Consider the following 22,460-nt stretch of genomic DNA (forward strand, 5'->3'; position numbering starts at 1 on the left):
TCTCTTTTCAATCTCTTGTCTATATTTCAGTGCTTACCAGCTAAGGCTGGAACCATCTTCGGCATTAAAAAAACTGCCGTTATTTTCTGTTTTGAGGCCGTCGAGCAGATGACGAATACGCTGTGCACTATCGCTTATTTCCAAATCAGCACCTGCACCACCCATCTCGGTTTTAACCCAACCTGGATGTAAAGCAACACAGATAGCTTTGCTGGTGTTGAGTGACACATCTTTTAATACCGAATTGAGTGCTGCTTTACTGGCACGGTATAACCAACCATGCGTTGTCGAGCGATGGGCAATCGCGCCCATCTGTGACGAAATCACCGCCAGCTTTCCGTTGGCATTTTCTACTAACGGAAGAACGATAGGCAAAATACGCATCGCCGCCAATACATTGGTATGCATCACCTCATCAAACTGCTCTTGCTGTGGCGATGTCAATCCGTTGGTATGCGGACCGTAGACGCCTGCATTTACAATCGCGACGTCAATTTTTTCGTCATCCAAGCGCCAGCCAAGACCGGCACAATCATTTAAGTTATTCACATCCAGCGGTAGCGCTTCACAACCGTCTGCCTGCAACGCAGCGAGATGATCCGCACTACGCGCCGTCGCAATCACGCGCCATCCGGCTGCTTTATATTGCAACGCCAATTCGTGACCAATTCCACGCGAGGCACCAATGATTAATGCGGTAGGCATCTTGCTTCCTTTAATACTTCAATTTGCACATTTTTTCGTGCACAAGTTCATTCAATTTCTCACCACTTGAAGGTACTTTTCACGCACGTTGCTGACAGTGGATAAACCAGCGAGCGACACACTATTGAGTTAAGAAGCGCAGTCGTAGATATGTACGACGAACATCGCAGACTCAATAGTGTGTCGCGCAGTAGCTTATACAGGGTTAGACGAGCTCGATGGCCATGGCTGTTCCTTCTCCACCACCAATACACAACGACGCCACACCACGTTTCTTACCTTGTTTTTTCAAGGCACCGATCAGTGTGATGATGATACGTGCACCGGATGCGCCGATTGGGTGACCTAATGCACATGCACCACCATGCACGTTCACTTTGTCATGAGAAATGCCGAGCTCTTTCATTGCGGCCATTGGTACTGTAGCGAAAGCTTCATTGATTTCAAACAAATCAACGGTATCCGTTGTCCAGCCTGTTTTTTTGTATAATTTTTCGATCGCGCCAACAGGTGCTGTTGTGAACCAGCCTGGTTCTTGTGCGTGCGATGCATGCGCGAGAATTTTAGCGATGGGTGTCAGGCCCAGTTCTTTGGCTTTCGATTCACGCATGAGAACAAGTGCCGCAGCACCATCATTGATCGAGGAAGAAGAGGCAGCAGTGATCGTGCCATCTTTTTTGAACGCTGGTTTTAATGATGGGATTTTGTCGAGCTTCGCTTTCAACGGGCCTTCATCTTTATCGATGACGATATCACCACCGCGGCCAGAGACCGTCACGGGCGCGATTTCCCATGCAAAAGAACCATCAGCCGTTGCGGCTTGTGCACGTTTCACAGAAGCGATTGCGAACGCATCCTGATCTTCACGTGTGAAGTGGTACTTGGCTGAACAGTCTTCCGCAAAGGTGCCCATGGAACGACCTTTGTCGTACGCATCTTCCAGACCATCGAGCATCATGTGATCAAAAATCTGACCATGTCCGATACGATAGCCACCGCGTGCTTTAGGAATCAGATATGGCGCATTGGTCATGGATTCCATACCACCAGTCACTAACACATCGTTGCTGCCCGCAGTGATCGAATCAAATGCCATCATCGTGGCTTTCATGGCCGAGCCACACATTTTAGACAGTGTCACTGCGCCAGTAGACATGGGCAAACCAGCTGCCAACAATGCCTGACGTGCAGGTGCCTGCCCCTGACCTGCCATTAAGCAGTTACCAAACAATACTTCTTCCACCAGTTCTGGTTTGACGCCAGCGCGTTCTACAGCTGCTTTAATTGCAACAGCACCAAGCTGGCTCGCTGTCAAAGAAGAAAAATCACTTTGAAATGCACCCATAGGAGTACGGGCTGCACCAACGATAACGATAGGGTCGTTCATTCTATTCTCCAAAATAAAAATCAGTCATTGACACGATTGACGCACTTCACATGCGAACAAGGTATTTCTGACAATTACATCACATATAACGATCATCAAAAAAAATTTACGTCTGATGGCAAAACCGTATCTCTTGTGGATACGGAAAAACGTCATCTACTTTGCCAGCAACAATGCGCTGTTTGCGTCCGTCCCAGTAACCGGCGGTTAGTAAGTCAGCGTGGTGCTTCATAAAGAATTCTCTTACTTTAGTGTTGCCTAATAAAAAGGTGCCAAATTGCTCCGGAAAGACATCATTTTTCGCTACGGGATACCACGGCTCGGCGGACATTTCATCTTCTTCGTTGCGTGGCGCCGGGATATTGCGAAACTTACAATCGGTGATGTATTCGATTTCATCGTAATCGTAAAAAACCACCCGACCATGTCGTGTCACTCCGAAATTTTTATACAACATATCACCAGGGAAAATATTTGCCGCGACCAGATCTTTAATCGCGTTACCGTATTCGATGACACCATGTTCCATCGCATCCATATCGCCACGTTGCTCTGCTTCAGTGAGGTAGATATTGAGTGGCGTCATGCGACGCTCTATGTATAGATGTTTTATGACGACTTCATCGTCGTTTTCTTCTAACGACGACGGCGCATATTGCTTAATTTCATGAAGCAAATCATCTGAAATACGGGAGCGCGGAAATGCCACATCAGAATACTCCAAGGTATCGGCCATGCGTCCCACACGGTCATGGTTTTTCACCAGTAAATACTTTTCTTTGATTAAAGCTTTAGTGGTTTCTTTTGGTGGTGGAAAACTGTCTTTAATGAGTTTGAAGACATATGGAAACGATGGTAATGCAAACACCAACATCACCAGTCCGCGAATACCTGGCGCGGTTGCAATCTGATCCGACGAATATTTGAGATGATGCAAAAAATCACGATAGAACAAGTTCTTACCGTGTTTCTGCAAGCCGATCATGGTGTAAATTTCGCTGCGTGGCTTCTTTGGCAAAATACTGCGAATAAACTGCACATACGCTGAGGGTACTTCCATGTCGACCATGAAGTAAGCGCGCGTAAAAGAAAATAGAACTGTGATTTGCATCGCGTCAAATAAAACCGTATCAAGCACCAACGATCTTTTGTGCTTATGCATAATCGGAATCACAAATGGATACTCACGATTACCATTGATGCCTTTGCCTATAATGTAGGCAGATTTATTCCGGTAAAAAAGGCTGGCGAGGACCTGTATCTGATGGTTAGGTTCCAGCTTTTCACCGCCAAAATTTTCACGCAGGCGGGCTTCTACCAAGGCCACATCGCGATCCAGATCTTCAAAATCTGTCTTTAGCTGAAAATTGGTGACAATGCGTTTGATCGTGAAATTGAGACCATCTGTGGCTGGATAATATACGCGGTAGGTCGGTGGTGTATCTTCGCGTTCGAGATACTCTGTGGACGTAGCAGGTCGGACGAAAATAAAGTCATTATGAAAATACGTGCGATGCAGCAACTTGGTGCAGACGGTATTGAAAAACGTTTCTGCTAACTCAGGGCGCAGATGATCTGTCAGCAAACCCATGTAGTGCAGCTTGACTTCGCGCCAGACGTCGTCAGTCAAATCGTCTTCTTCGTATTCATCTTCGAGCGCTTGTACACACTCGCGTACCCGCGTATCGTAAAACTGAATACGTTCCCTCGCGGCAAGTTGTGCTGCTTTCCAGTCGCCCTCTTCAAAATATTTTTTCGCGCCCTGACTACTGGCACTAAACAAACGGTAATGCTTGTCAAAGCCATCTAATATCATCCGTGCGATATCAAAGGCAATCTGGGAAGACAACAACTTAGGGAAGTGGGCGTTTGGCATAGTCTTTACTCAGGCAAGGTTAAACTGGTTTTTCCATGTTTCTAGTTTAACCAAATCCACGCCAATACCACCACAAATGACGAAAAGTGGTTGTTTAAATGAATGCAAGACAGGTAAGTTCTGATAAGCAACTGCCAGTGTTGCGCCACAGGCGGGTTCGACTAATGCCCTGGTGTCATCGGCAAAACGCAGACAGGCATCGACGGCCTGTGCGTCACGGACCAGCACGCTGCGGATGTCGTGTTCACGGGTCAGATCAAACGCTTTTTGCGCAACACGTCTTGCGCCCAACGACGTCGCTATACTTGAAATTGTCGGCAAGGTCACACACTGATTAGCCTGTATGGCAGCATGTAATGACGCCGCACCTTCGGTTTCAACAGCGATCACTGGGATATGTGCCAAGCCGTTGCGTTGCAGGCCCTGCACCACACCACTCATCAATCCGCCACCACCGACAGAACAAACGACGACGTCAAATTCAATCTGTCCTGCCACTTCATCGATCAGACTACCATTCCCGTCCCAGATGTCAGTATGGTCAAACGGCGGGATATACACCGCACCGGTTTCTTCACACAATGCCAGCGCTACTTGATTGGCTTCATCCCAGACATTCCCTTCAACAATCAGCGTCGCACCTATCGCCTCAATGGCTTTGCGGACGGAATCAGAGGTAGTGTGAGGAACGACAATCGTGGTTTTTAATCCCAGCGCAACGCCAGCGACGGCAGCAGCGAATCCGGCATTGCCACCTGACGGACAAACAAACTGCTGCGCACCGTTGGCTGCTGCACGTTGACACATCAGACCAATGCCACGCAATTTGAAGGAACCAGACGCTTGCAAATTGTCCATTTTGAGCCAGACCTGCTTGTCCAACGCCGATGACAACGCCCGGTGGGATAACAGAGGTGTATTCAGATGTAATGGCTTCATACCTGATGTTCCGGAAACGGGTGCAAACTACAGCGCGCCACGTCATCGTGACGAAGACGCGCCTATTGAGTCTTACTTTGGGTTCTTAGCGGGTTTCTGCAAACAATTCGCGACCAATCAGCATACGTCGAATTTCGCTCGTGCCTGCGCCGATTTCATACAGTTTCGCATCACGCCACAAACGACCAACCGGATATTCGTTGATGTAACCGTTGCCACCCAGTGTCTGAATCGCCTCGCCCGCCATCCAGGTCGCTTTTTCTGCGGAGTACAAAATTGCGCCAGCAGCGTCTTTACGCAGTGCACGCAATGCCTCAGGGGTCTTAGCGCGGTCACATGCCTGGCCAACCGCATAGACGTAGGCTTTGCATGCCATCATCGTCGAATACATATCGGCTAATTTACCTTGCATCAATTGGAATTCACCAATCGGCTGACCAAACTGCTTGCGATCATGCACGTACGGTACAACGGCATCCATACATGCTTGCATAATTCCCAAAGGCCCGCCCGACAACACCGAGCGCTCGAAATCCAGACCAGACATCAAGACGTTCACGCCTTTGCCCAACCCGCCCAGTACGTTTTCTGCAGGTACTTCGCAATCCTCGAACACCAATTCACCGGTGTGCGAACCACGCATACCCAGTTTGTCGAGTTTTTGCGCAATGCTGAACCCCTTAAAGCCTTTTTCGATCAAGAAAGCGGTCATTCCACGTGGACCGGCTTCGATATCATTTTTGGCATAAACCACTAGCGTGTCGGCATCAGGACCATTGGTAATCCACATTTTGGTACCGTTGAGCACCCAGCGGTCACCTTTAAAATCAGCACGTAATTTCATGCTGACCACATCCGAACCTGCGTTCGGTTCCGACATCGCCAGCGCACCAATATGCTCACCAGAGATCAGTTTTGGCAGGTATTTTTGTTTTTGTTCTTCAGTACCGTTACGTTTGATCTGGTTAACACACAGATTGGAGTGCGCACCATACGACAAGCCAACGGAGGCAGAGGCGCGGGAGATTTCTTCCATGGCAATAATATGCGCTAGATATCCCATATCAGCGCCACCGTACTCTTCACTCACGGTAATACCCAGAATACCGAGATCACCCATTTTGCGCCATAAATCCATTGGAAATTGATCGTTGCGATCGATTTCAGCGGCACGTGGTGCGATTTCAGCGGCTGCGAATTGCTGGATCGTTTCACGCAAGGCGGCGATATCTTCGCCGTGATCAAAAGTTAAACCTGGGAGATGAAGCATGTCGTCCTCACTAATTGTTGGAGTTAGTTATTTTGTACATCTTACAAACGGTATGTTGCTCGGCCGACGACACTTCGCCTCGGCTGCAACTTAAAACCATCATTGAAATAAGTATAAACAAAAATGATACTTCGAATTGACGTTTACGTAAACGTCAATTCATCCACTTTTTGTGCTTCGAATACATTTACACTACGGCATGCGTACCATTGCTATGCGCCAATAGATGACAACTTTCTTCTTCATGCGCGCTAATTTCTGCCAACATCACTTCAATGTCCTCGCGTTGTTGCTCTAGCGCAGCACGATGCCTTGCCAAAACAACCAGAAAACTTTGCAATTGTGCTTCGGTATCCTTTGGAGAACGGTACATATCGACTAAGCTTTTGATGTCCGATAAACTCAAGCCCAGACGCTTACCGCGCAAGGTCAGTTTCAGGTGGGTACGCTCACGCGCTGTATAGACACGGTTACGCCCGCTGGGTCCCTCGCGTGTGGGGTTCAGTAAGCCTTGGTCTTCGTAAAAACGGATCGCTCGTGGCGTGATGTCGAATTCGCGTGCTAATTCGGTAATGGTGTAGGTGGCCATAGTTTTAGATACAAAAATCAGTTTTCTGATTACAATCTCAAATTGACGTTAACGTCAATTAAACAAAACGCATTGTAGGCTATTCCGGCCGCAGTGTTACAGCAAGATAGTTTGGACTAAAAAAAATAATTCCCGCCATAGGAAAATCACATTAACATAGTGACAATAGTCCCAGCCAGGCAACAAACAAGAGACAAACATGAACCAGCTTGAACAGCAACTCCACTACCCCTTTGGCGATACATTGCCTGAATCCGGCAAAACCATGGAAATCGCCCCAGGCGTTCTGTGGATACGTATGGGCCTGCCATTTGCCTTAAACCACATTAATCTATGGTTACTGGAAGACGAGGTAGAAACAGAAACAGGCCGAATCCATGGCTGGACAGTTGTCGATTGTGGTATTTCCAGTGACGCGACGCGCGATAGCTGGGAAGTACTGTTGGGAGACAAGAACAACCATTTGCGTGGTCTGCCGATTGTGCGTGTGATTGTTACGCACTGTCATCCGGATCATGTCGGCCTCGCAGACTTCTTATGCAGCCGCTGGAAAGTGCCGCTGTGGATGACCGCTGGCGAATACGCGTTCGCACGGATGATGTCCGCCAGTCTGCCTGGCGCGGATGGTACAGCGATGTTCCCACATTTCCGCAAACATGGTCTGATCGACCCTACCATGCTGGAACAGATTCAGGAAAGAAAGAATCACTACACCCGCTTGGTACCAACAGTACCGGCCGCTTATCGCCGCTTACAAGAAGGCATCCCACTGAACATCCTCGGACGACGCTGGGATGTCATTACTGGCTTTGGTCATTCACCCGAACACGCCTCCCTGTATTGCGCGGAACTCAACCTGATGATCTCGGGTGATATGTTACTGCCACGGATTTCAACGAATGTGTCGGTGTTTGCGATTGAGCCGGAAGCCAATCCGGTACAGCAATATCTGGACTCGCTACAAAAGTACAGCCACTTCCCTGCTGACACGCTGATTTTGCCATCCCATGGAAAACCATTCCGCGGCATGCATACCCGTATTGAGCAATTACAGGATCACCACACCGACCGTCTGGAAGAAGTGCGGGTTGCCTGTACCACACCGCAGTCGGCGTGTGACATCGTCCCCATCATGTTCCGTCGTCCACTGGACTCGCATCAACTGACTTTTGCGATCGGCGAAGCACTCGCCCATTTGCACAAACTATGGTTCGATGGCACGCTGCAACGACAGTTAGGTGATGACGGTGTTATGCGTTTTGTAAATGTAGTCTCTAACAAATAAACACAGGTTGAGGCTGGATCTGCATGTGGATCAGCCTTCAGCCTTGTTTCGACGCAACCAATGCAACCCTGCTCGGATACTGGACACTATCCACATCAATAAGGTTAAAACAAGCAAGCACAGCGCAGCAAAACTGATGTGGTTAGCGATTCGCTGGCCCTCTGACACACCAAATGTGAACGGTTGATAGTGAATGAATTTTTTCGCTTCTTCGATCTGATCAGCCCGGAACAAATCCCCTGGCTGACAAGCATTTTCCTTAGGGAACACATAGCACGCTGGGTTTTTGAGATTTAAATATCCGTCGCGAACGATTAAGACACTCGCTTCAGACAAACCAGCCGCGGAAAACTTCTCTAAGCGGTAACCAAAAATAGGGTTATAGCAAAACACCTGCGATATCCCGGCAATCATTGTGTCATTGCCCCCTAATTTGGCTTGGTAACGCCCCGCATGAATTTCAGCACTGGTGCCAAGGCTCTGAATTTCTGGTTTAAATACACCCGCTTTAAAAAACTCGTCCGCCACCGATACCGGCCGTGCATCATAATTTTGTGCCAAGTAATACTCTCGTGATTCGCTGGCGAATTGTCCCACCGTTGCAATGACAGCCAAACTCACCACAGCAAATTGATATTGACGACTGACGACTTTCTCAAGCAACAAACCAAACCCAATAGCAAACAACGGAATATACACAATCACCCATCGCAGCGGCGTACTCGTTGAATTGATCACTGGAATACGTTTTAAGATCGCATTCCATGCTGGCGTATAAGTGTTAAAAGCGAGTGGCCAGAGAACCGCCAACAGCAACAATACAAACAGGATGAGCGATCTGGTGGAGAAAGCCCATTTCCATTCATGACGACGCCATTGCCAGAGTGCGGCCAGTAACAACGCTGGTGCGATCAACACCATGACACTGCTGAAGTTATATGCCCATTCATGCGGCTCAAGCGTCCATTCGACATTGGTCAACTTTGGTACGCCAAAACGATAGGCCGTTTGCGATGGGAAAAATAATCCACCGCCAATCAACAATACGGTATCAATCAATGACTTCCCTCCTGGCAGGGTATAAAATGTCCTAGAAAAACCAGCCAGAAAAGCCGAAGCAGCATAAAGCTTTGATATTGCTAAACAAGCCGCAAACAACCCGGTAAGCGATCCGCGCGCTAACACTGAACGAATCTCACCCCCGCGCAGCAATTGCAGCAAAACAATCATCAGAACAGCTAACGCCCCTGCCAGTAACAGACTCCCTAATCCTGAATGCACCCAGTACGCGACAAAAGCGCCTGCAACAATAGCAGCAACCCATTGCTGGAGCCGGTCTTTCAGAGGAAATAATAGTAGTAGTGCAATCCAGGGAACAAGCGCAAAGCCATGGAAAGTCACATGCCCTACCAGCATACGATGCGGCAAAAATCCATTCATCATCAACATCGTTGCCACTAATAATGCAACAGGAATAGTACTGACAAAGACGCTGCGCATCAATGCATAGCCACCCCAAAATATCACGCTTGCTGAAACCAGCGACATCGTGAATGCCACATTTAATGGACTCATGACCAGACTCAATAGCTGGGGTAAAGAATAATAAGTCGACTGTGGGTCAGCGAAATATGGTTGTCCGGCGCAAAATGATGGGGTGAACCACGGAATATCCATACCGTTATTTTTAAACCAAATTTCACCGTCAAGCCACGCCGGAAACAAATAAGAATAATCGTGACCGACAGCCAATCGCAGATTAGGAAAAAAGGGAGTCATCACATGGGCGAAGACTAATAAAAACATGAAAAAATACAGCACAACACCGACCCGGGTCTTCAATTGTGTACCCGATTCGGATGACAAAATTACTTTACTCATGATGCAATGGATCCCGGCTAACAGCTCTGAACGAAAAACGGTTGTGGACGACGTAGCCGATAACGACAGTCAGAATCACTAAGGGCGGTTGCGAAAATACAGGATGAAAACCGCAAAAATCAACCAACACCCATAGACCAGATAGTTGAATCCCCAACACAAATAAAGACGACACATTAAACCTAAGGTATTCATTGAGCATCGGGGCATGGCTATTGAATACGAAACGACGATACATAAGCCAAGACTGGAAAACGGCAATCATGTGACTCAGGATGGCGATCAGCAAATAATGTACCTGCTTACCAAGTAAATAGTATATCCCGGAAAAAATAGCACATCCTGCACACGTGTTCCATGCACCAATCACCAAATACCTGATTTTCTTTGACTCTCCGCTCTTAAATTTATTCAGCAAAGACATTATTTGATCGCAATAACCGTATAGCCAAGCGGATCTTCACTGCTACCAAGTTGCCAGAAAGAAGATGCATGACCCCAGATCGCCAATATCGGAATCATTGGACTACATAAAACGGAACAAAGAAAACTCAACACATTAAACCGACCTTTGATTGGAGCAATATTTCTGAACCAGATCACGAGGAGCTTTGCAATGATGCTCGTGATATCAGTTCCTCTGGGTGTTATCCTCAGACACTGAAATTGCTTAAACATGTGCGCTAAGCTACTAGGCGTGTACCTGAAAAAATCGTAAGGAATATAATGGAAACGGGCACTCCATGGAACCGTGACAATCAGATGTCCACCAGGCTTCAATACACGATGTATCTCGTCAACCAGTGTCTGATAGTGTTGAACATGTTCCAGCACCTCGGTACACAACACAGCGTCAAAACTAGCATCAGGAAAAGGAATGTGGGTCCCGTCAAAAGCAACGATGTCGCTGTTACGGTAATCAAATTTTTCCGCATCAACGATATCAAGCCCAGTGTAACTTGTATGCTGTGCAGAGAACAAAAAACGGTACGGCGAAGAGCCACAACCAACATCGAGTACCGCGCCTGCAGCCTGTTTCAGTTCCTCGCGGATACTTTGATATACCGTTGCGACTTGTAAATCCAAAAACAGACGCGCGCAGAACTTGAGCTTGCCTGCCAAGCTCACAGGAGCACTTAATGCTAAAGGCCGGAATTTTTCTGATGCCATATTAACTTCGCTTAATTCCTACCGCTAACAAATTGCCGACTTTGGCAGAGATCAACCTATTCCCAAATGACGATGACGTGATTGTTGATAACAGTCGATATTTGATGATTTTAGGTAAAGGCATTAATCTCAGCCAATAAGACAAAGGATAAGCGTTCCGCAAGCTTTGTACACTGACGTCTGAAAAACCGACTTTTTGGTAGAGCGACGTCATGCTTTTTGGCGAAAATAATTGCAAGTGCTCGATATCGTAAATGGGACTTTTCTTACCAAGAAAACGAGCGAGTGGTGCGCGGAAATCATGAACCACCGTCACAAACATACCACCTGGTCGCAACAAGTCATAAACAGCGTTACAAAGTTCAAGCGGGCTATCTAAGTGTTCTAAAGTTTGAAAACACGTAATCAGATCAAAGGTATTCTCTTCAAAATCTTCTTTTCTGAAGAAGTCATTTTTCAGAAAATGTTTTACTTTCGGTGCCGCGCGCTTCACTGGCTCTACAGAAGGCTCAACGCCGATGACGTTAGCAAATCCGGCGTCAAGTAACGAGGCCACAAAAGCACCGTCACCCGCGCCGATATCCAATGCAGATTGCCGGTGACTGAGTATCGGTAATAATTTTTTTATTTCATTTGCATACGTCTGCGCAGCATATTTTGATTCATTTTCTGCATCAAACTGCGCATCCCGATAACTGCTCTGAAACCACGCCGTGTCAGGCACTGCATTCGCAAATACCAGATCACATTCTGGGCATAAAGCCAAATCAAAATGCATGTACTCCGGTAGCTTGCGGGATGCAAATGCAAAACCGTCGAGAGCAGCAAAATCGACTTCCGCTTTCATCCAAGATTGATGTGCTTTTACACCGCAAATAGCGCATCCTCTTTCATACATCGCTGGTGGTGACACCGCACTCATTTCGCCCCCTGGTTCTGCTCCGTTGCATCTCTGACTTCACCATCGCGCACAATACTTCTGCGTAAAAAATGCGGCCGCTGTTTGACTTCTTCAAAAATTTTCGCGATGTATTCACCAACCAAGCTGATCGATAACAAGGTACTGGCGCCAAAAAATAACTGAATCAGTAAAATAGTGGTCACGCCTTTCGGCACCATTTCCGGGAACAATAATCGGGATGCAATTTGCAGCACAATCAGACAAGACACCACCAAAAATATCAGCACACTAAACGCCGATAACACGTTCAGTGGGGTATTACTGAAAGACAGAATACCCTTCTTCGCCCAACCGATATTTTTTAAGAAATTATTGGTGCTGCGGCCAAACATGCGCTCTGGGCGGACGTAATCGACACCTGTCTGGCGAAAGCCTGAAAAGGCTCTAACGCCACGCAAAAACAGATCGCGCTCAGGGAACTGCAACATACAACGCACAACCCGTTTATCAATCAGCGAAAAATCTCCCGCATCGCGCGGGATGTGTAAATACGAAAACGCATCAAATACCTGATAAAACGCTTTATACGCAAACCGCATATACCACGAGGCTTCGCGCTTCACACGGCGGCCGTAGACCACTTCACTACCCGCACGCCATTTTTCAACAAACTGTTCAATCAGCTCGGGTGGGTCCTGCAAATCCCCATCGAGTAATACGCAAGCATTTTTGGTCGCCAGTTCCATCCCGCTTCTGAACGCTGCCTGCGATCCGAAGTTACGTGAATGCGATATACCAATCACGCGATGATCCTGACGGCTGATCTCACGAATCACTTCTTCCGAATTATCGGGACTACAGTCATTGACAAAAATAATTTCGTAATCGATACCGATTTTTAAAAAGGTATCTGTTAAACGCCGATACATATACGGAATCGCCTGCCCATCTTTATAGCAGGCAATGACTGCGGTCACGCTATAGCGGCGGTCTAAACCATCTTGTTTGCTCGACGAAAGGTAAGCTTGACGGTCTTGTAATCCAACATACCAGTCACGCATTTTTTGCAAACCGTCTTCGATCGGAATGCGTGCAGTCCAGTGCAGAACACGGACGGTTTTTTCTGGATTGGCGTACCAGTCAGCCACATCCCAATCGCGCTGTGGCATGGTAAATTGTGGCTCTCCTGGAATAGCGAACAGTTGCTTAGACAAATTTGCTAAAGCACCGATGGTCGTGCATCTGCCACTACCCACATTAAAGGACTCGCCATAAAAGTCTGGCGCTAGATGCAATGCGGCATCAATAAAGGCTTCACAAGCATCATCGACATACACAAAATCGCGTGAGATATTCGGATTAACAAAGGGCGGGAACGTTCCTTCTGTGGCTTTGCTAATCAATGTCGGAATCAGGCGTGCAGGATCTTCGTAAGGGCCGTAAATGGAATAGAGACGCAGATTCAGACAAGGCAGGCGTCCGACTTTTCCTTTGTACAGAATCAGATTAGCAACGGCACATTTAGAGACCGAGTAATGGCTGTTGGGTGCCATTGGGGCATCCTCAGCCGGGCCTTCAGCCAGATTACCGTATTCGGACGAGGATCCGGCATGAATATAGGCATGCACGCCACGATGTGACAGCTCTTCCAGCAAATTGACTGCAACACCAACGTTGGTGCGGTAGATCAGATCTGCTTCATTCTGAAATGAATACGCGCCATAAGAAACGCAATCGAAAATAGTTAAAGGCCGCGTCTGATCCAATAAGACGCCAACATTGGAGGGCACCAATAAATCAGCTAGGACGATGTTCTCTTCCGGTACTCCTTCCAGCCGCCAGGCAGGCAAACGGGATGCCGTTCCAAAGACGTCATTGCGATACTGTAGCAACATCCGCAATAGGTTGGCGCCAACAAATCCACTGGCACCCAACACGAGGATTGGTCCTTGTAGTGCGGTTATTTTTAATTTTAAATCGGCATTCATAGACACATACTTTCTTGTTGCCAGCGTCGTAAGACGTTATCGGCATCCATCTGACTCTCAAGTCGGTGAAATACTTGTGACCCATAGGTACCAGATGGGTAGCCCTGCGCACAGCAATGTAGGAGCTTTGGCGTCACACCTTGCTGCGCCAGCGTGGAGAGTAAGGCATGTCCGGCACTGCCATGAGCGACATGCTCTTCAACCACCGTCAGCAATCCATTATTTTTGATTGTTTGCAACAACTGATCAGGCACGTTGGTGAATCCTTCTGGCATGACACCGAGCGCCCATAGCGCAGGGCGATTGTCTTGCGGCAGATCACGCATTCTTTGCATCAGACTTCCCGCTACAGGCCCCACCACAATCATCACCCCTTGGTCACCTTCTGACAGACAGCGCCATGCTGAAAACGGCGGGACAGCCATATCAGCCGGTTTTTCGCAACGCCCAAGACGTAAATAACCTGGTTGACCGGAGGCAGACATCTGACATACGGCGGGTTCGACGTCTTCAGCGAAGGCCGGCACAAATACCTGCATCCCCTGCAATCCCAACAACACACCATAGTCTTCAATAGCGTGGTGAGATGAGCCCATAGAACCGTAAGCATAGCCGCCGCCGTTACCGACGATTTTTACTGGCAAGCGGTTGAGGCAGACATCGTTACGGATTTGTTCAAAAGGGCGGGCATAAATGAACGGGGCGATACTATAGACCCAAGCCTCCGTACCCATTTTGCACATCCCTGCGGCGGCAGAAACCATATTTTGCTCAGCCACGCCGGCATTAATGAACCAGGGGCCCATCAGATCTCGTAAGGGTTCGAGCGCCATAAAACCAAGATCACCGGTCAAAAAGGCAAATTTGTGCTCGTTAAATAGATTACGCCAGGCGCTACAGGCGGCGTTTCTCATGGCGCCTCCACTTCTTGGCGGGCTTGCTCATACTGTGCAGAATTCAATGGCAGATAATGCCATTCGAGGCGATTTTCCATAAAGGAGACGCCTTTGCCTTTGATGGTATTCATAAAAACCACATGCGGTCCCTGTTCGGCAGGTTCGTGCATGACTGCCAGTTGTTCTGGATCATGACCGTCAATCACAGAAATTTTCACATCAAACGCACTAAGACGCTTGTGCAGATCGCCCATGGAGGCCACTTCAGTCGTTGTGCCAAAACCTTGCAGGCCGTTCACGTCAATGAGGATGGTCAGATTATTTAGTTGCTGGTGTCGTGAGAAAATCAGTGCTTCCCAGTTGGAGCCTTCTTGCCATTCGCCGTCGGACATCAGGCAAAAAACCCGTCCCGTGTTACATTGCAGACGCTTCGCTAAGGCCATCCCAGTCGATACCGGAAAACCATGTCCCAGGCTACCGGTAGCCACAGCTATCTCTGGCAGCCAACCTGCTACCGGGTGACCGGCAAGCAGGGTTGCATCACGATGAAATTGCGCTAGATCGCCGTCAGTGAGGCGGCCAATAGACCATAACGCAATATACAGCGCCCCTGCAGCATGTCCTTTGGCAAGAACAAACGTATCTTCTTTTTGCAAGACATGGTGATGGAGATAGAGTAGCGCATCCAGACAGGACAAATTTCCGCCCAGATGACCCACTTTGCTATCGTAATGCATACGCAACAAACGTAGCCGGGCCTCCTGGCACAATTGCTTAAAGCTCATATAGCGGCTCAGTGAAATCTAATTTTTGATTAGACCACCTTTTTTTAGCGACTGTCAATTTTCAATAAGCAACAAATTTTCGGATAGTTGGTCATCGTGCGGACATTTGTGGCCCTATTCACCTATTTCGAGAATGAAGACGTTACGCACCGAACTGCAAACAGCGCATGCTGATGGTGCCGGCCTGAAAACTTTGATACGTTTGTTGCACTTGCTCATTCGGATCTGCGGCACCAAGTATATAAAGCAGTGGCCAGTAATGATCCGGCGTCGGTACCGCCATCTTGGCTGCAGGACCGAGCGACAGATAGTCAATCAAAGCGGCATCGTTGCGGTTGCTGATAGCGTGCCAGACGGCATCGTCAAACTCTCGCGCCCAGGCACGGCTAGCTTGCGGGCTTTCTACTGCCTGAAAGTCAAGTGCTCGCAAGTTATGGGTGATGTTGCCACTGGCAAAGATCAACACCCCCTGATCCCGCAAGGCAGCTAATTGCCTGCCGATTGCGTAATGATAAGCACCAGCCTCCGCATAATTGATCGAGAGCTGAAATACGGGGATATCCGCATCAGGATACATGTGCGTTAAGACACTCCAGCTTCCGTGATCCAGTCCCCAATCATGGCTCAGACTTACCTGCGGCAACTGCGCCTGCAACAGAGACAGCGTGGTATGCGCCATGGTCTCATCGCCAGCAGCTGGGTATTGAACGGCGAATAAAGCATCCGGAAAACCACCAAAATCATGAATCGTTGGCGGAGTAGGCTGCGCATCAATCTGCGTACTACCCGGCGTCAGCCAGTGTGCCGAGACGGCAAGTATTGCTTTCGGCTTTGGCAGGCGCTTTGCCCACGCCGCCAGATGACGAGTATAAGTGTTGTCTTCAATGGCGTTCATCGGACTGCCATGGCCGACAAAAATAACAGGCATGCGCGAAGCAGCGTGTTTTGGCAGTGTTTCAGGCGTGTTCATTCTTGCTTCCCAACTGGTCATTGATCGGTGCAGGTGTGCAGGATGGAGATCACAGCACATCTCTGTTCATGACAATAACAGTTTCAGCAAAAATGTGTTGGCATCGACGGTATTTTGATCAAGGTCGGTGATGTCATTCATCATCTGAAACGACTACACCTTGTTCTCAGACAGCGCCAGCGATGCGGCGGCTATTGCATGTAACGCCGTCGTGTCAAAGAGAGGCAGACAAGAATCGGCGGTTCCGATTAACAGTGCGATTTCAGTACAACCCAATATCACTGCTTCGGCACCGTTGCTGGCTAAATATTCAAGTACGCGCTGGAAGGCGCTGCGGGATTCGGATGAAACAATGCCCTGACACAACTCTTCATAAATCACGCGATGAATCATGTCGCGATCTGCCAGCTCCGGCACAATGACTTGTAACCCATGACGATCGGTTAAGCGATCGCGATAAAAATCCTGTTCCATCGTGAATCGTGTCCCTAACAAACCTATCTTCTTATACCCCGCCTGTTGAATAGCTTGCGCCGTTGGATCTGCAATATGTAGTAATGGGATATCAACAGCGGCTTCGATATGGTGTGCCACTTTATGCATGGTATTGGTACACAACACGATAAAGTCAGCATCTGCTTTTGCAAGCCGCTTCGCCGCCTGCGCCATGGCATTGCCTGCAGCAATCCAGTCGCCCTGGTGTTGTAGTTGTTCAATTTCGTGAAAATCGACACTCAGTAACACGATCTTTGCTGAATGCAGACCACCTAACTTTTCTTTGATCTGTTGATTGATCGTGCGGTAATAAGGAATCGTCGATTCCCAACTCATGCCACCAATTAAGCCTATTGTTTTCAAACACAACCTCTCTTTTTCATTGACTCGTCCATGACTGACGCATGCCCTTATGCCCCGTCAGCTATCACAAGTTTTAGCTGACACAATCTGATGTTACTACTGGCTTCTAGGTAAAAAAACAGATAACGCCATCAGAAAGAATACGCCTTGGCATGGTGACTATGGCAGTACGGTTAACATCTTGGTTGCCACGATAAAGTCGTATTTATTTGTCAAAATTTATTATTATTTTTTTATGTATCATTTTATGATGATTGCATTCATTTAGTTCAACACGATGCGTCAACCAAAGTGAAATTATCGTTTCTTTTTAAGATTACCCAATACGCAATGTGGTCACTTCTTGAATGGGATGTGTAGGATGTTCTTCGTGAATCGTGGTGGGGTCGTGGATGCAAGCCAGTGCGTATTTCTCAACAGTCGATGTTTGGTTGATTGCACGCTCCTGATCTGAATATCCTGGCACTGACAATAGTTAACCGTGACCAGATGTGACATCATAACCACAGCCTGAGGATAAAAAGTTGCCTCAAAAGCATTGTCAATATATTATTATCCCGCATCACCTCACCTTGCCGTTTCTCATTGACATCGTTTTTGGGAGCTTGTGTATGTCGAATATCGCTGGCAAAGCTTATGCCATGAATGTCATCACACCAGTGCGCTGGTACACGGCCTGGGTGAATAAACTATTTTTCTGGGTTGCCTTAAAGCGCCCCAGCACACTGAGTGGCTTGATCACACTCTCCCTGATTCATTATGCGCGTTGGGTCATCATCGGCAGAAATCAGTTCCCCCATCTCTCTCCCGAGCAGCCCAAAGAGAAGCTGAAATATTCCTACATGCTGTTCTTGAGCAACTTTAACGGCAGTTGGGATCAATACGTCGACTCATTCACTTTTGCCATTCCGGGTGGTCTTGATCTGTTCTGGAAGTGGAACCTACGGTATTCCAAGTCCGTCGCGCTGACGCCGTTTCATAACTATATCCAATACAACCAACTCGAAACTATCCATTACTACAACGCCTATCCCCTAGCGACATCAAATGACGTGAAGTCGGCAAAGAACGTCTCGGAGATGCTCGCCGACTTTAACAAAACTATAGACGCTGGTGGTGACGACGAGTTCTTAAAGCGGTATCAGACATTGCTACGGGGATTGCAACATGATCTGGGTGCAATGCATCCGACACCCATTATCAGTATGTCTGCCTATCAGGTCGAAAAACGCGAACGCTGGCACGCAGGCAAATTAGATCAGTACGAGGAGCAACAACATGGCTAACGTCAGCGGAAACGCCTATGGCTTATCGATTCTGTCGCCCATCAAAAATGGTCGCGTGCCGGGTGCAGAGATTGCCTTTGCCGATCTGGTACGCAACCGATTACAGGCATGGAATAACGAAATCAATAGCCCCATGGCTCTGGTACCACAAACCTATTTGTGCCGGCTTTATGTACTCGATGATGTCGTTACAGAATCATTGCCTAGTGGTAGTCTGCCAGACACTTGGTCGGATCTTTTGCCCGTGGTGCCAGATAGCTTACGCCGTGATGTCATGCCAGTGCAAGACAAGCTGCAATCGCGTTATCTGGTCTTCTGCTGTAATTTTTATGCGGGTCCCTCAGGTACACCCGACGCCTATTTACGCGGCATGTGGGAAGCAATCAATGGTCGTATTCATGAGATCTGGGACAACTGCTATGGATTTGATCAGGTTCACAACGCAGACAATTTCATTACTTACATGAAAAAATGTCAGCTGACCACATCGCTGTTTTTTAATGGTTCTACTGACCAGCCTTTAGAAGAACAATTAAAAGCGCTGTACATGAAGCAGGAATTCACCCAATTCGCGATAGACAATCAGGGGTTAAGTGCGGCCACGATACGCGCTAATTATCGCGAATTCATGCAAAAGACGCAGATCAATGATCTGCAGCATCGAACGTGGCAGCCCGGAAAATATCGGCTCTGATTAAGCGATGATCACACTTCCCAGTCCAGCTAAAGAAAGTCATATATGACGAAAGAACTTGATCTCTTAGATATCCAAGGACACGTGTTACGGGCCTATGGCCGCTTTGGTTATCCCAAGGCTCGGTATATTTTTCTCACTATCCATCATGGCGAAAGGGCGCGGGAGTTTATTGCTGCGGTGACGTCTAAAGTAACCACAGCGGTGAGCTGGGGTAACGGTCCGGATGATTTACCACCACCAGCTTGGACGGTGAATATTGCTTTCACGTATCAAGGTCTTAAAGAGCTAGGGTTACCACGGGCGTCGCTGATCGGCTTCTCACCTGAATTTGTTGAAGGTATGAAACACCGTAAAGATATCCTCGGTGACGATGGTCCGAGTGCGCCAGAGAACTGGGACCCAATCTGGCGCGAGAACCGCGAAACCCGTGAAAAAGACGTACATATTTTTATCGCACTCAACGCCGCAGCGCCACCTCCTACCGAAACTGGCTTGGTCGGTATTCAAAAATCATTGGTCCAATGCGACGCTTTTCTCGAACAGGCGCATGCATGGCTACGCGATGAGGTCACAAAAAGTCATGGAGGTATCGTTATCTTAGGTGGTCATCGCGGCGACGATGGTGTCTTACTCGATTACCAAGATGTAAAAGTCGTGATGGAAAATGGTCTACCGACTGCTAAAGAGCATTTTGGCTATACCGATGGGATTGGCGATCCAGTATTCGACGGTGTTCCTTATGATGAGGCAAGAGTACGAGGCCGCGGTAAACAAATGGCTGACGGCAGCTGGGCTCCGCTGGCAACAGGTGAATTTTTACTCGGCCACATCGATGAAGCCCATGAATATCCCCCTGCTCCACGTCCCATTTTATTGGCCCGCAATGGGACCTACATGGTGTACAGAAAACTACATGAAAATGTCGCTAGTTTTGACAACTATCTAAAACTGGAGGGGAAAAAATATCCGGGTGGCGAAGAACTATTAGCAGCCAAATTCGTGGGACGCTGGCGCGATAACGGTGCACCACTCGTCCGCGCACCAGACCTCGCCAGCAAACAGCAATTTGATCAGCAATTTGCGGTGGCGACACCGGAAGAACAAGATCGTATGCTCAGCGACTTCACTTATGACGATGACATGAGTGGCGCAAAATGTCCATTCAGTGCGCATCTGCGCCGGATAAATCCGCGTGCGTCTTTACAAATGGGACGGGAGCCTGGCGATCTTCCCGGCTCCCTAAAAACGATCAAAGGCGCTTTCGACACCCCAGGCGCATTATCTAACCGCCGTCGAATTTTACGCCGTGGATTGCCTTACGGCGACGTCAAAGATCGCACTAAAGATAATGGCAATCACGGGATTATTATCATGATGCTCAATGCGGACATCAACCGTCAGTTTGAATTTGTCCAGCAACAATGGATCAACTACGGCAACGACTTCAAGGCTGGGAACGACAAAGAAATCATGCTTGGCAACCATAGTGCCGACCCGCGTTTTGCCAGTAAGGCAGTGTTACAGGTCGACACAGCCAGCGAAGATGTACCTTATATTCTTTCTAAAATTCCCCGCTTTGTCGAAACACGAGGTGGCGAATACTTTTTTATGCCAAGTCTAACTGCGCTACGCATGATAGCGCGTGGCGTAGTTGATCCAACCTGAGTTGTGAACTCGCCACTGCATTGACTATTCTTTGACCTGGAATGTGGTCGTATTTCCCCATTGGAACCGACTATTCTGGTTCTGTTGCTCACTGAGGTCCATGCCCGGGATTTCCCAACTAGTTGGTTCTTCTCTGGGTACATGATTATGCGCATGGCGAAATTTGGAGATGGCGTCGTAGACTACTTTCCGGGCACGATTGATACCACCCAGTGGTCGGTGCTGAGGCAGTGCACGCCAAGGAGAAAATGACATATTTTCACCATATTCACGCTGAAGTTCGCTGTGGAAATTCTGACGCGGAATCCGGATCGTCGCGACCTTTTTGAATGGCGACATCGATTCAGGCCACACCTTACCCGGGTCTTCAATCGGCATTTGTACTGCATCCGTCTGAATCTGAATACAAAAATCGAATACCGCATCTTCATGCGATAACTGGGCAACCATTGCGTCGCGCAAAAAGTTTACCTTCGGTTGAGCAGGCAGGGTGTCAATCGTTTGCGTACTTGGGAAAACGCCATATTTAACGGCTTTGTCTCCGAATAAATACGGTGTCGTGCTGAAATAGTTGATGTGCAAAGGATTTGCAAATTTCAGCATTGAATGCCATAAATTATAAGCCACCCGCCAGTGGGTCAAAAAGAAGCCCACGATCGAGAACACATTCGACGTCAACGCCTTGATCATCTCCGCAAATTCTTTGACATTCGCGGTCACAAAGACATCCGTACTGATGAGGATGAAATCGTGCGTTTGCACACCCGGCTCATCTTCCAATAATTTTTCTCCTGGAATACCCAGGACCTTGATGGACATCCCTCGAATATCGTTTTTGATATCTGGCTGAATTGTTCCACTTTGATTTGAGAACCGTATCCACGCTTTATAGCGACGGTTATCTCTGAAAACGCCCACACGTAAGTCAGGTGGTAAATCAGGCTCAATGATAAAGTAAGCACGTACTAAGCCATGCATCTTAGGATGTGCATCCCGACGCATGATTCCTTTCGGATATTCCTTCTCAATTTTTTCTTGCAGACGCTGACGTAAGTCACGAATATATTTTTCCTCTTCGGGAGGAATTTTTTCGGTTGCAAGTGGTGGTGGTAACGCCATAGATTCCCTTTTCTCGCTCAACATCAACCGCGGGTTTCAATCTTAGAATGACGTAACAAGGTTTCTGCAAAGCAGGACAAATACCCTGATCAGATACACCCTCTCGCTTTTACAATACTTTATTGCCTATTAAACAGGTTTTACGGGCAATGAATTTTGATAAATATCAAAAAAGTATGTTGCATACTACACA

At 47.9% G+C, this 22,460-nt stretch carries 20 protein-coding genes; 4 read left to right on the forward strand and 16 right to left on the reverse strand.

The features are described 5' to 3' along the window. Positions 1–33: 33 nt before the first annotated feature. The 6 genes from ACO0KV_RS13255 to ACO0KV_RS13280 form a co-directional block, all read right to left on the reverse strand. Complete coding sequence (locus tag ACO0KV_RS13255; RefSeq protein WP_423043007.1) at positions 34–705, reverse strand: SDR family oxidoreductase; 672 nt, start codon at positions 703–705, stop codon at positions 34–36. A gap of 205 nt (positions 706–910) precedes the next feature. After that, positions 911–2,092 (reverse strand): acetyl-CoA C-acetyltransferase, encoded by a 1,182-nt coding sequence (locus tag ACO0KV_RS13260; RefSeq protein WP_423043008.1) that lies wholly within the window; start codon positions 2,090–2,092, stop codon positions 911–913. 106 nt (positions 2,093–2,198) lie between these two features. Next, positions 2,199–3,968: a bifunctional isocitrate dehydrogenase kinase/phosphatase gene (gene aceK, locus ACO0KV_RS13265; RefSeq protein ID WP_423043009.1), complete on the reverse strand. Its 1,770-nt coding sequence runs from the start codon at positions 3,966–3,968 to the stop codon at positions 2,199–2,201. A 9-nt stretch (positions 3,969–3,977) separates the two neighbouring features. Continuing rightward, positions 3,978–4,907, reverse strand: a complete 930-nt coding sequence (locus tag ACO0KV_RS13270) for a pyridoxal-phosphate dependent enzyme (RefSeq protein WP_423043010.1) — start codon at positions 4,905–4,907, stop codon at positions 3,978–3,980. A gap of 85 nt (positions 4,908–4,992) precedes the next feature. Continuing rightward, entirely contained in the window at positions 4,993–6,177 is a 1,185-nt protein-coding gene (locus ACO0KV_RS13275; protein ID WP_423043011.1) for an isovaleryl-CoA dehydrogenase, read from the reverse strand. Positions 6,178–6,364: 187 nt separating this feature from the next. Next, complete coding sequence (locus tag ACO0KV_RS13280; RefSeq protein WP_423043012.1) at positions 6,365–6,766, reverse strand: MerR family transcriptional regulator; 402 nt, start codon at positions 6,764–6,766, stop codon at positions 6,365–6,367. A 199-nt stretch (positions 6,767–6,965) separates the two neighbouring features. Here ACO0KV_RS13280 and ACO0KV_RS13285 point away from each other — a divergent pair, with 199 nt between their 5' ends. Next, positions 6,966–8,051: an MBL fold metallo-hydrolase gene (locus ACO0KV_RS13285; RefSeq protein WP_423043013.1), complete on the forward strand. Its 1,086-nt coding sequence runs from the start codon at positions 6,966–6,968 to the stop codon at positions 8,049–8,051. Positions 8,052–8,081: 30 nt separating this feature from the next. Here the strand turns inward: ACO0KV_RS13285 and ACO0KV_RS13290 are convergent, their stop codons facing one another. The 9 genes from ACO0KV_RS13290 to ACO0KV_RS13330 all read right to left on the reverse strand — a co-directional run bounded on the left by ACO0KV_RS13290 (position 8,082) and on the right by ACO0KV_RS13330 (position 17,500). Further along, positions 8,082–9,932 (reverse strand): hypothetical protein, encoded by a 1,851-nt coding sequence (locus ACO0KV_RS13290; RefSeq protein ID WP_423043014.1) that lies wholly within the window; start codon positions 9,930–9,932, stop codon positions 8,082–8,084. After that, positions 9,925–10,356, reverse strand: a complete 432-nt coding sequence (locus ACO0KV_RS13295; RefSeq protein ID WP_423043015.1) for a GtrA family protein — start codon at positions 10,354–10,356, stop codon at positions 9,925–9,927. Before ACO0KV_RS13295 ends, ACO0KV_RS13290 begins: the two co-directional genes overlap by 8 nt. Further along, positions 10,356–11,102 carry a class I SAM-dependent methyltransferase gene (locus ACO0KV_RS13300; RefSeq protein WP_423043016.1) on the reverse strand — a complete coding sequence of 249 codons (747 nt, stop codon included), beginning with the start codon at positions 11,100–11,102 and terminating at the stop codon, positions 10,356–10,358. The genes ACO0KV_RS13295 and ACO0KV_RS13300 overlap by 1 nt, the downstream gene beginning before the upstream one ends. A 1-nt stretch (position 11,103) precedes the next feature. Beyond that, positions 11,104–12,024, reverse strand: coding sequence for a class I SAM-dependent methyltransferase (locus tag ACO0KV_RS13305; RefSeq protein ID WP_423043017.1), 921 nt, complete (start codon positions 12,022–12,024; stop codon positions 11,104–11,106). Then, positions 12,021–13,991 (reverse strand): NAD-dependent epimerase/dehydratase family protein, encoded by a 1,971-nt coding sequence (locus ACO0KV_RS13310; protein ID WP_423043018.1) that lies wholly within the window; start codon positions 13,989–13,991, stop codon positions 12,021–12,023. The genes ACO0KV_RS13305 and ACO0KV_RS13310 overlap by 4 nt, the downstream gene beginning before the upstream one ends. Beyond that, entirely contained in the window at positions 13,988–14,905 is a 918-nt protein-coding gene (locus ACO0KV_RS13315; protein WP_423043019.1) for a transketolase, read from the reverse strand. Before ACO0KV_RS13315 ends, ACO0KV_RS13310 begins: the two co-directional genes overlap by 4 nt. Then, positions 14,902–15,672, reverse strand: coding sequence for a transketolase (locus ACO0KV_RS13320; RefSeq protein ID WP_423043020.1), 771 nt, complete (start codon positions 15,670–15,672; stop codon positions 14,902–14,904). Before ACO0KV_RS13320 ends, ACO0KV_RS13315 begins: the two co-directional genes overlap by 4 nt. Positions 15,673–15,814: 142 nt before the next feature. Beyond that, positions 15,815–16,642: a 4,5-DOPA dioxygenase extradiol gene (gene ygiD / locus ACO0KV_RS13325; protein ID WP_423043021.1), complete on the reverse strand. Its 828-nt coding sequence runs from the start codon at positions 16,640–16,642 to the stop codon at positions 15,815–15,817. Between the two features lie 153 nt (positions 16,643–16,795). Next, positions 16,796–17,500: an aspartate/glutamate racemase family protein gene (locus tag ACO0KV_RS13330; RefSeq protein ID WP_423043022.1), complete on the reverse strand. Its 705-nt coding sequence runs from the start codon at positions 17,498–17,500 to the stop codon at positions 16,796–16,798. A 611-nt stretch (positions 17,501–18,111) separates the two neighbouring features. On the opposite strand from ACO0KV_RS13330, the gene ACO0KV_RS13335 reads away from it, so the two are divergent. The 3 genes from ACO0KV_RS13335 to ACO0KV_RS13345 are packed head-to-tail and all read left to right on the forward strand — an operon-like array spanning position 18,112 to position 21,148. Next, positions 18,112–18,786: a hypothetical protein gene (locus ACO0KV_RS13335; protein WP_423043023.1), complete on the forward strand. Its 675-nt coding sequence runs from the start codon at positions 18,112–18,114 to the stop codon at positions 18,784–18,786. Then, positions 18,779–19,480: a hypothetical protein gene (locus ACO0KV_RS13340; protein WP_423043024.1), complete on the forward strand. Its 702-nt coding sequence runs from the start codon at positions 18,779–18,781 to the stop codon at positions 19,478–19,480. The genes ACO0KV_RS13335 and ACO0KV_RS13340 overlap by 8 nt, the downstream gene beginning before the upstream one ends. 45 nt (positions 19,481–19,525) lie before the next feature. Continuing rightward, positions 19,526–21,148 carry a Dyp-type peroxidase gene (locus ACO0KV_RS13345; protein WP_423043025.1) on the forward strand — a complete coding sequence of 541 codons (1,623 nt, stop codon included), beginning with the start codon at positions 19,526–19,528 and terminating at the stop codon, positions 21,146–21,148. A 24-nt stretch (positions 21,149–21,172) separates the two neighbouring features. Here the strand turns inward: ACO0KV_RS13345 and ACO0KV_RS13350 are convergent, their stop codons facing one another. Next, positions 21,173–22,267, reverse strand: a complete 1,095-nt coding sequence (locus ACO0KV_RS13350; RefSeq protein ID WP_423043026.1) for a catalase family protein — start codon at positions 22,265–22,267, stop codon at positions 21,173–21,175. Between the last annotated feature and the right edge of the window lie 193 nt (positions 22,268–22,460).

The sequence above is a fragment of the Undibacterium sp. RuRC25W genome (assembly GCF_049339825.1).
Lineage (GTDB): Bacteria > Pseudomonadota > Gammaproteobacteria > Burkholderiales > Burkholderiaceae_D > Undibacterium.

Bases quoted from the DNA above. Each gene is read 5' to 3' on its own strand.
- ACO0KV_RS13300 (WP_423043016.1), bottom strand. From the start codon at position 11,102: ATGGCATCAGAAAAATTCCGGCCTTTAGCATTAAGTGCTCCTGTGAGC.
- ACO0KV_RS13270 (WP_423043010.1), bottom strand. From the start codon at position 4,907: ATGAAGCCATTACATCTGAATACACCTCTGTTATCCCACCGGGCGTTG.
- ACO0KV_RS13335 (WP_423043023.1), top strand. From the start codon at position 18,112: ATGTCGAATATCGCTGGCAAAGCTTATGCCATGAATGTCATCACACCA.
- ACO0KV_RS13310 (WP_423043018.1), bottom strand. From the start codon at position 13,991: ATGAATGCCGATTTAAAATTAAAAATAACCGCACTACAAGGACCAATC.
- ACO0KV_RS13350 (WP_423043026.1), bottom strand. From the start codon at position 22,267: ATGGCGTTACCACCACCACTTGCAACCGAAAAAATTCCTCCCGAAGAG.
- aceK (WP_423043009.1), bottom strand. From the start codon at position 3,968: ATGCCAAACGCCCACTTCCCTAAGTTGTTGTCTTCCCAGATTGCCTTT.
- ACO0KV_RS13290 (WP_423043014.1), bottom strand. From the start codon at position 9,932: ATGAGTAAAGTAATTTTGTCATCCGAATCGGGTACACAATTGAAGACC.
- ACO0KV_RS13285 (WP_423043013.1), top strand. From the start codon at position 6,966: ATGAACCAGCTTGAACAGCAACTCCACTACCCCTTTGGCGATACATTG.
- ACO0KV_RS13340 (WP_423043024.1), top strand. From the start codon at position 18,779: ATGGCTAACGTCAGCGGAAACGCCTATGGCTTATCGATTCTGTCGCCC.
- ACO0KV_RS13260 (WP_423043008.1), bottom strand. From the start codon at position 2,092: ATGAACGACCCTATCGTTATCGTTGGTGCAGCCCGTACTCCTATGGGT.
- ACO0KV_RS13345 (WP_423043025.1), top strand. From the start codon at position 19,526: ATGACGAAAGAACTTGATCTCTTAGATATCCAAGGACACGTGTTACGG.
- ACO0KV_RS13255 (WP_423043007.1), bottom strand. From the start codon at position 705: ATGCCTACCGCATTAATCATTGGTGCCTCGCGTGGAATTGGTCACGAA.
- ACO0KV_RS13275 (WP_423043011.1), bottom strand. From the start codon at position 6,177: ATGCTTCATCTCCCAGGTTTAACTTTTGATCACGGCGAAGATATCGCC.
- ACO0KV_RS13320 (WP_423043020.1), bottom strand. From the start codon at position 15,672: ATGAGCTTTAAGCAATTGTGCCAGGAGGCCCGGCTACGTTTGTTGCGT.
- ACO0KV_RS13280 (WP_423043012.1), bottom strand. From the start codon at position 6,766: ATGGCCACCTACACCATTACCGAATTAGCACGCGAATTCGACATCACG.
- ACO0KV_RS13315 (WP_423043019.1), bottom strand. From the start codon at position 14,905: ATGAGAAACGCCGCCTGTAGCGCCTGGCGTAATCTATTTAACGAGCAC.
- ACO0KV_RS13295 (WP_423043015.1), bottom strand. From the start codon at position 10,356: ATGTCTTTGCTGAATAAATTTAAGAGCGGAGAGTCAAAGAAAATCAGG.
- ygiD (WP_423043021.1), bottom strand. From the start codon at position 16,642: ATGAACACGCCTGAAACACTGCCAAAACACGCTGCTTCGCGCATGCCT.
- ACO0KV_RS13305 (WP_423043017.1), bottom strand. From the start codon at position 12,024: ATGAGTGCGGTGTCACCACCAGCGATGTATGAAAGAGGATGCGCTATT.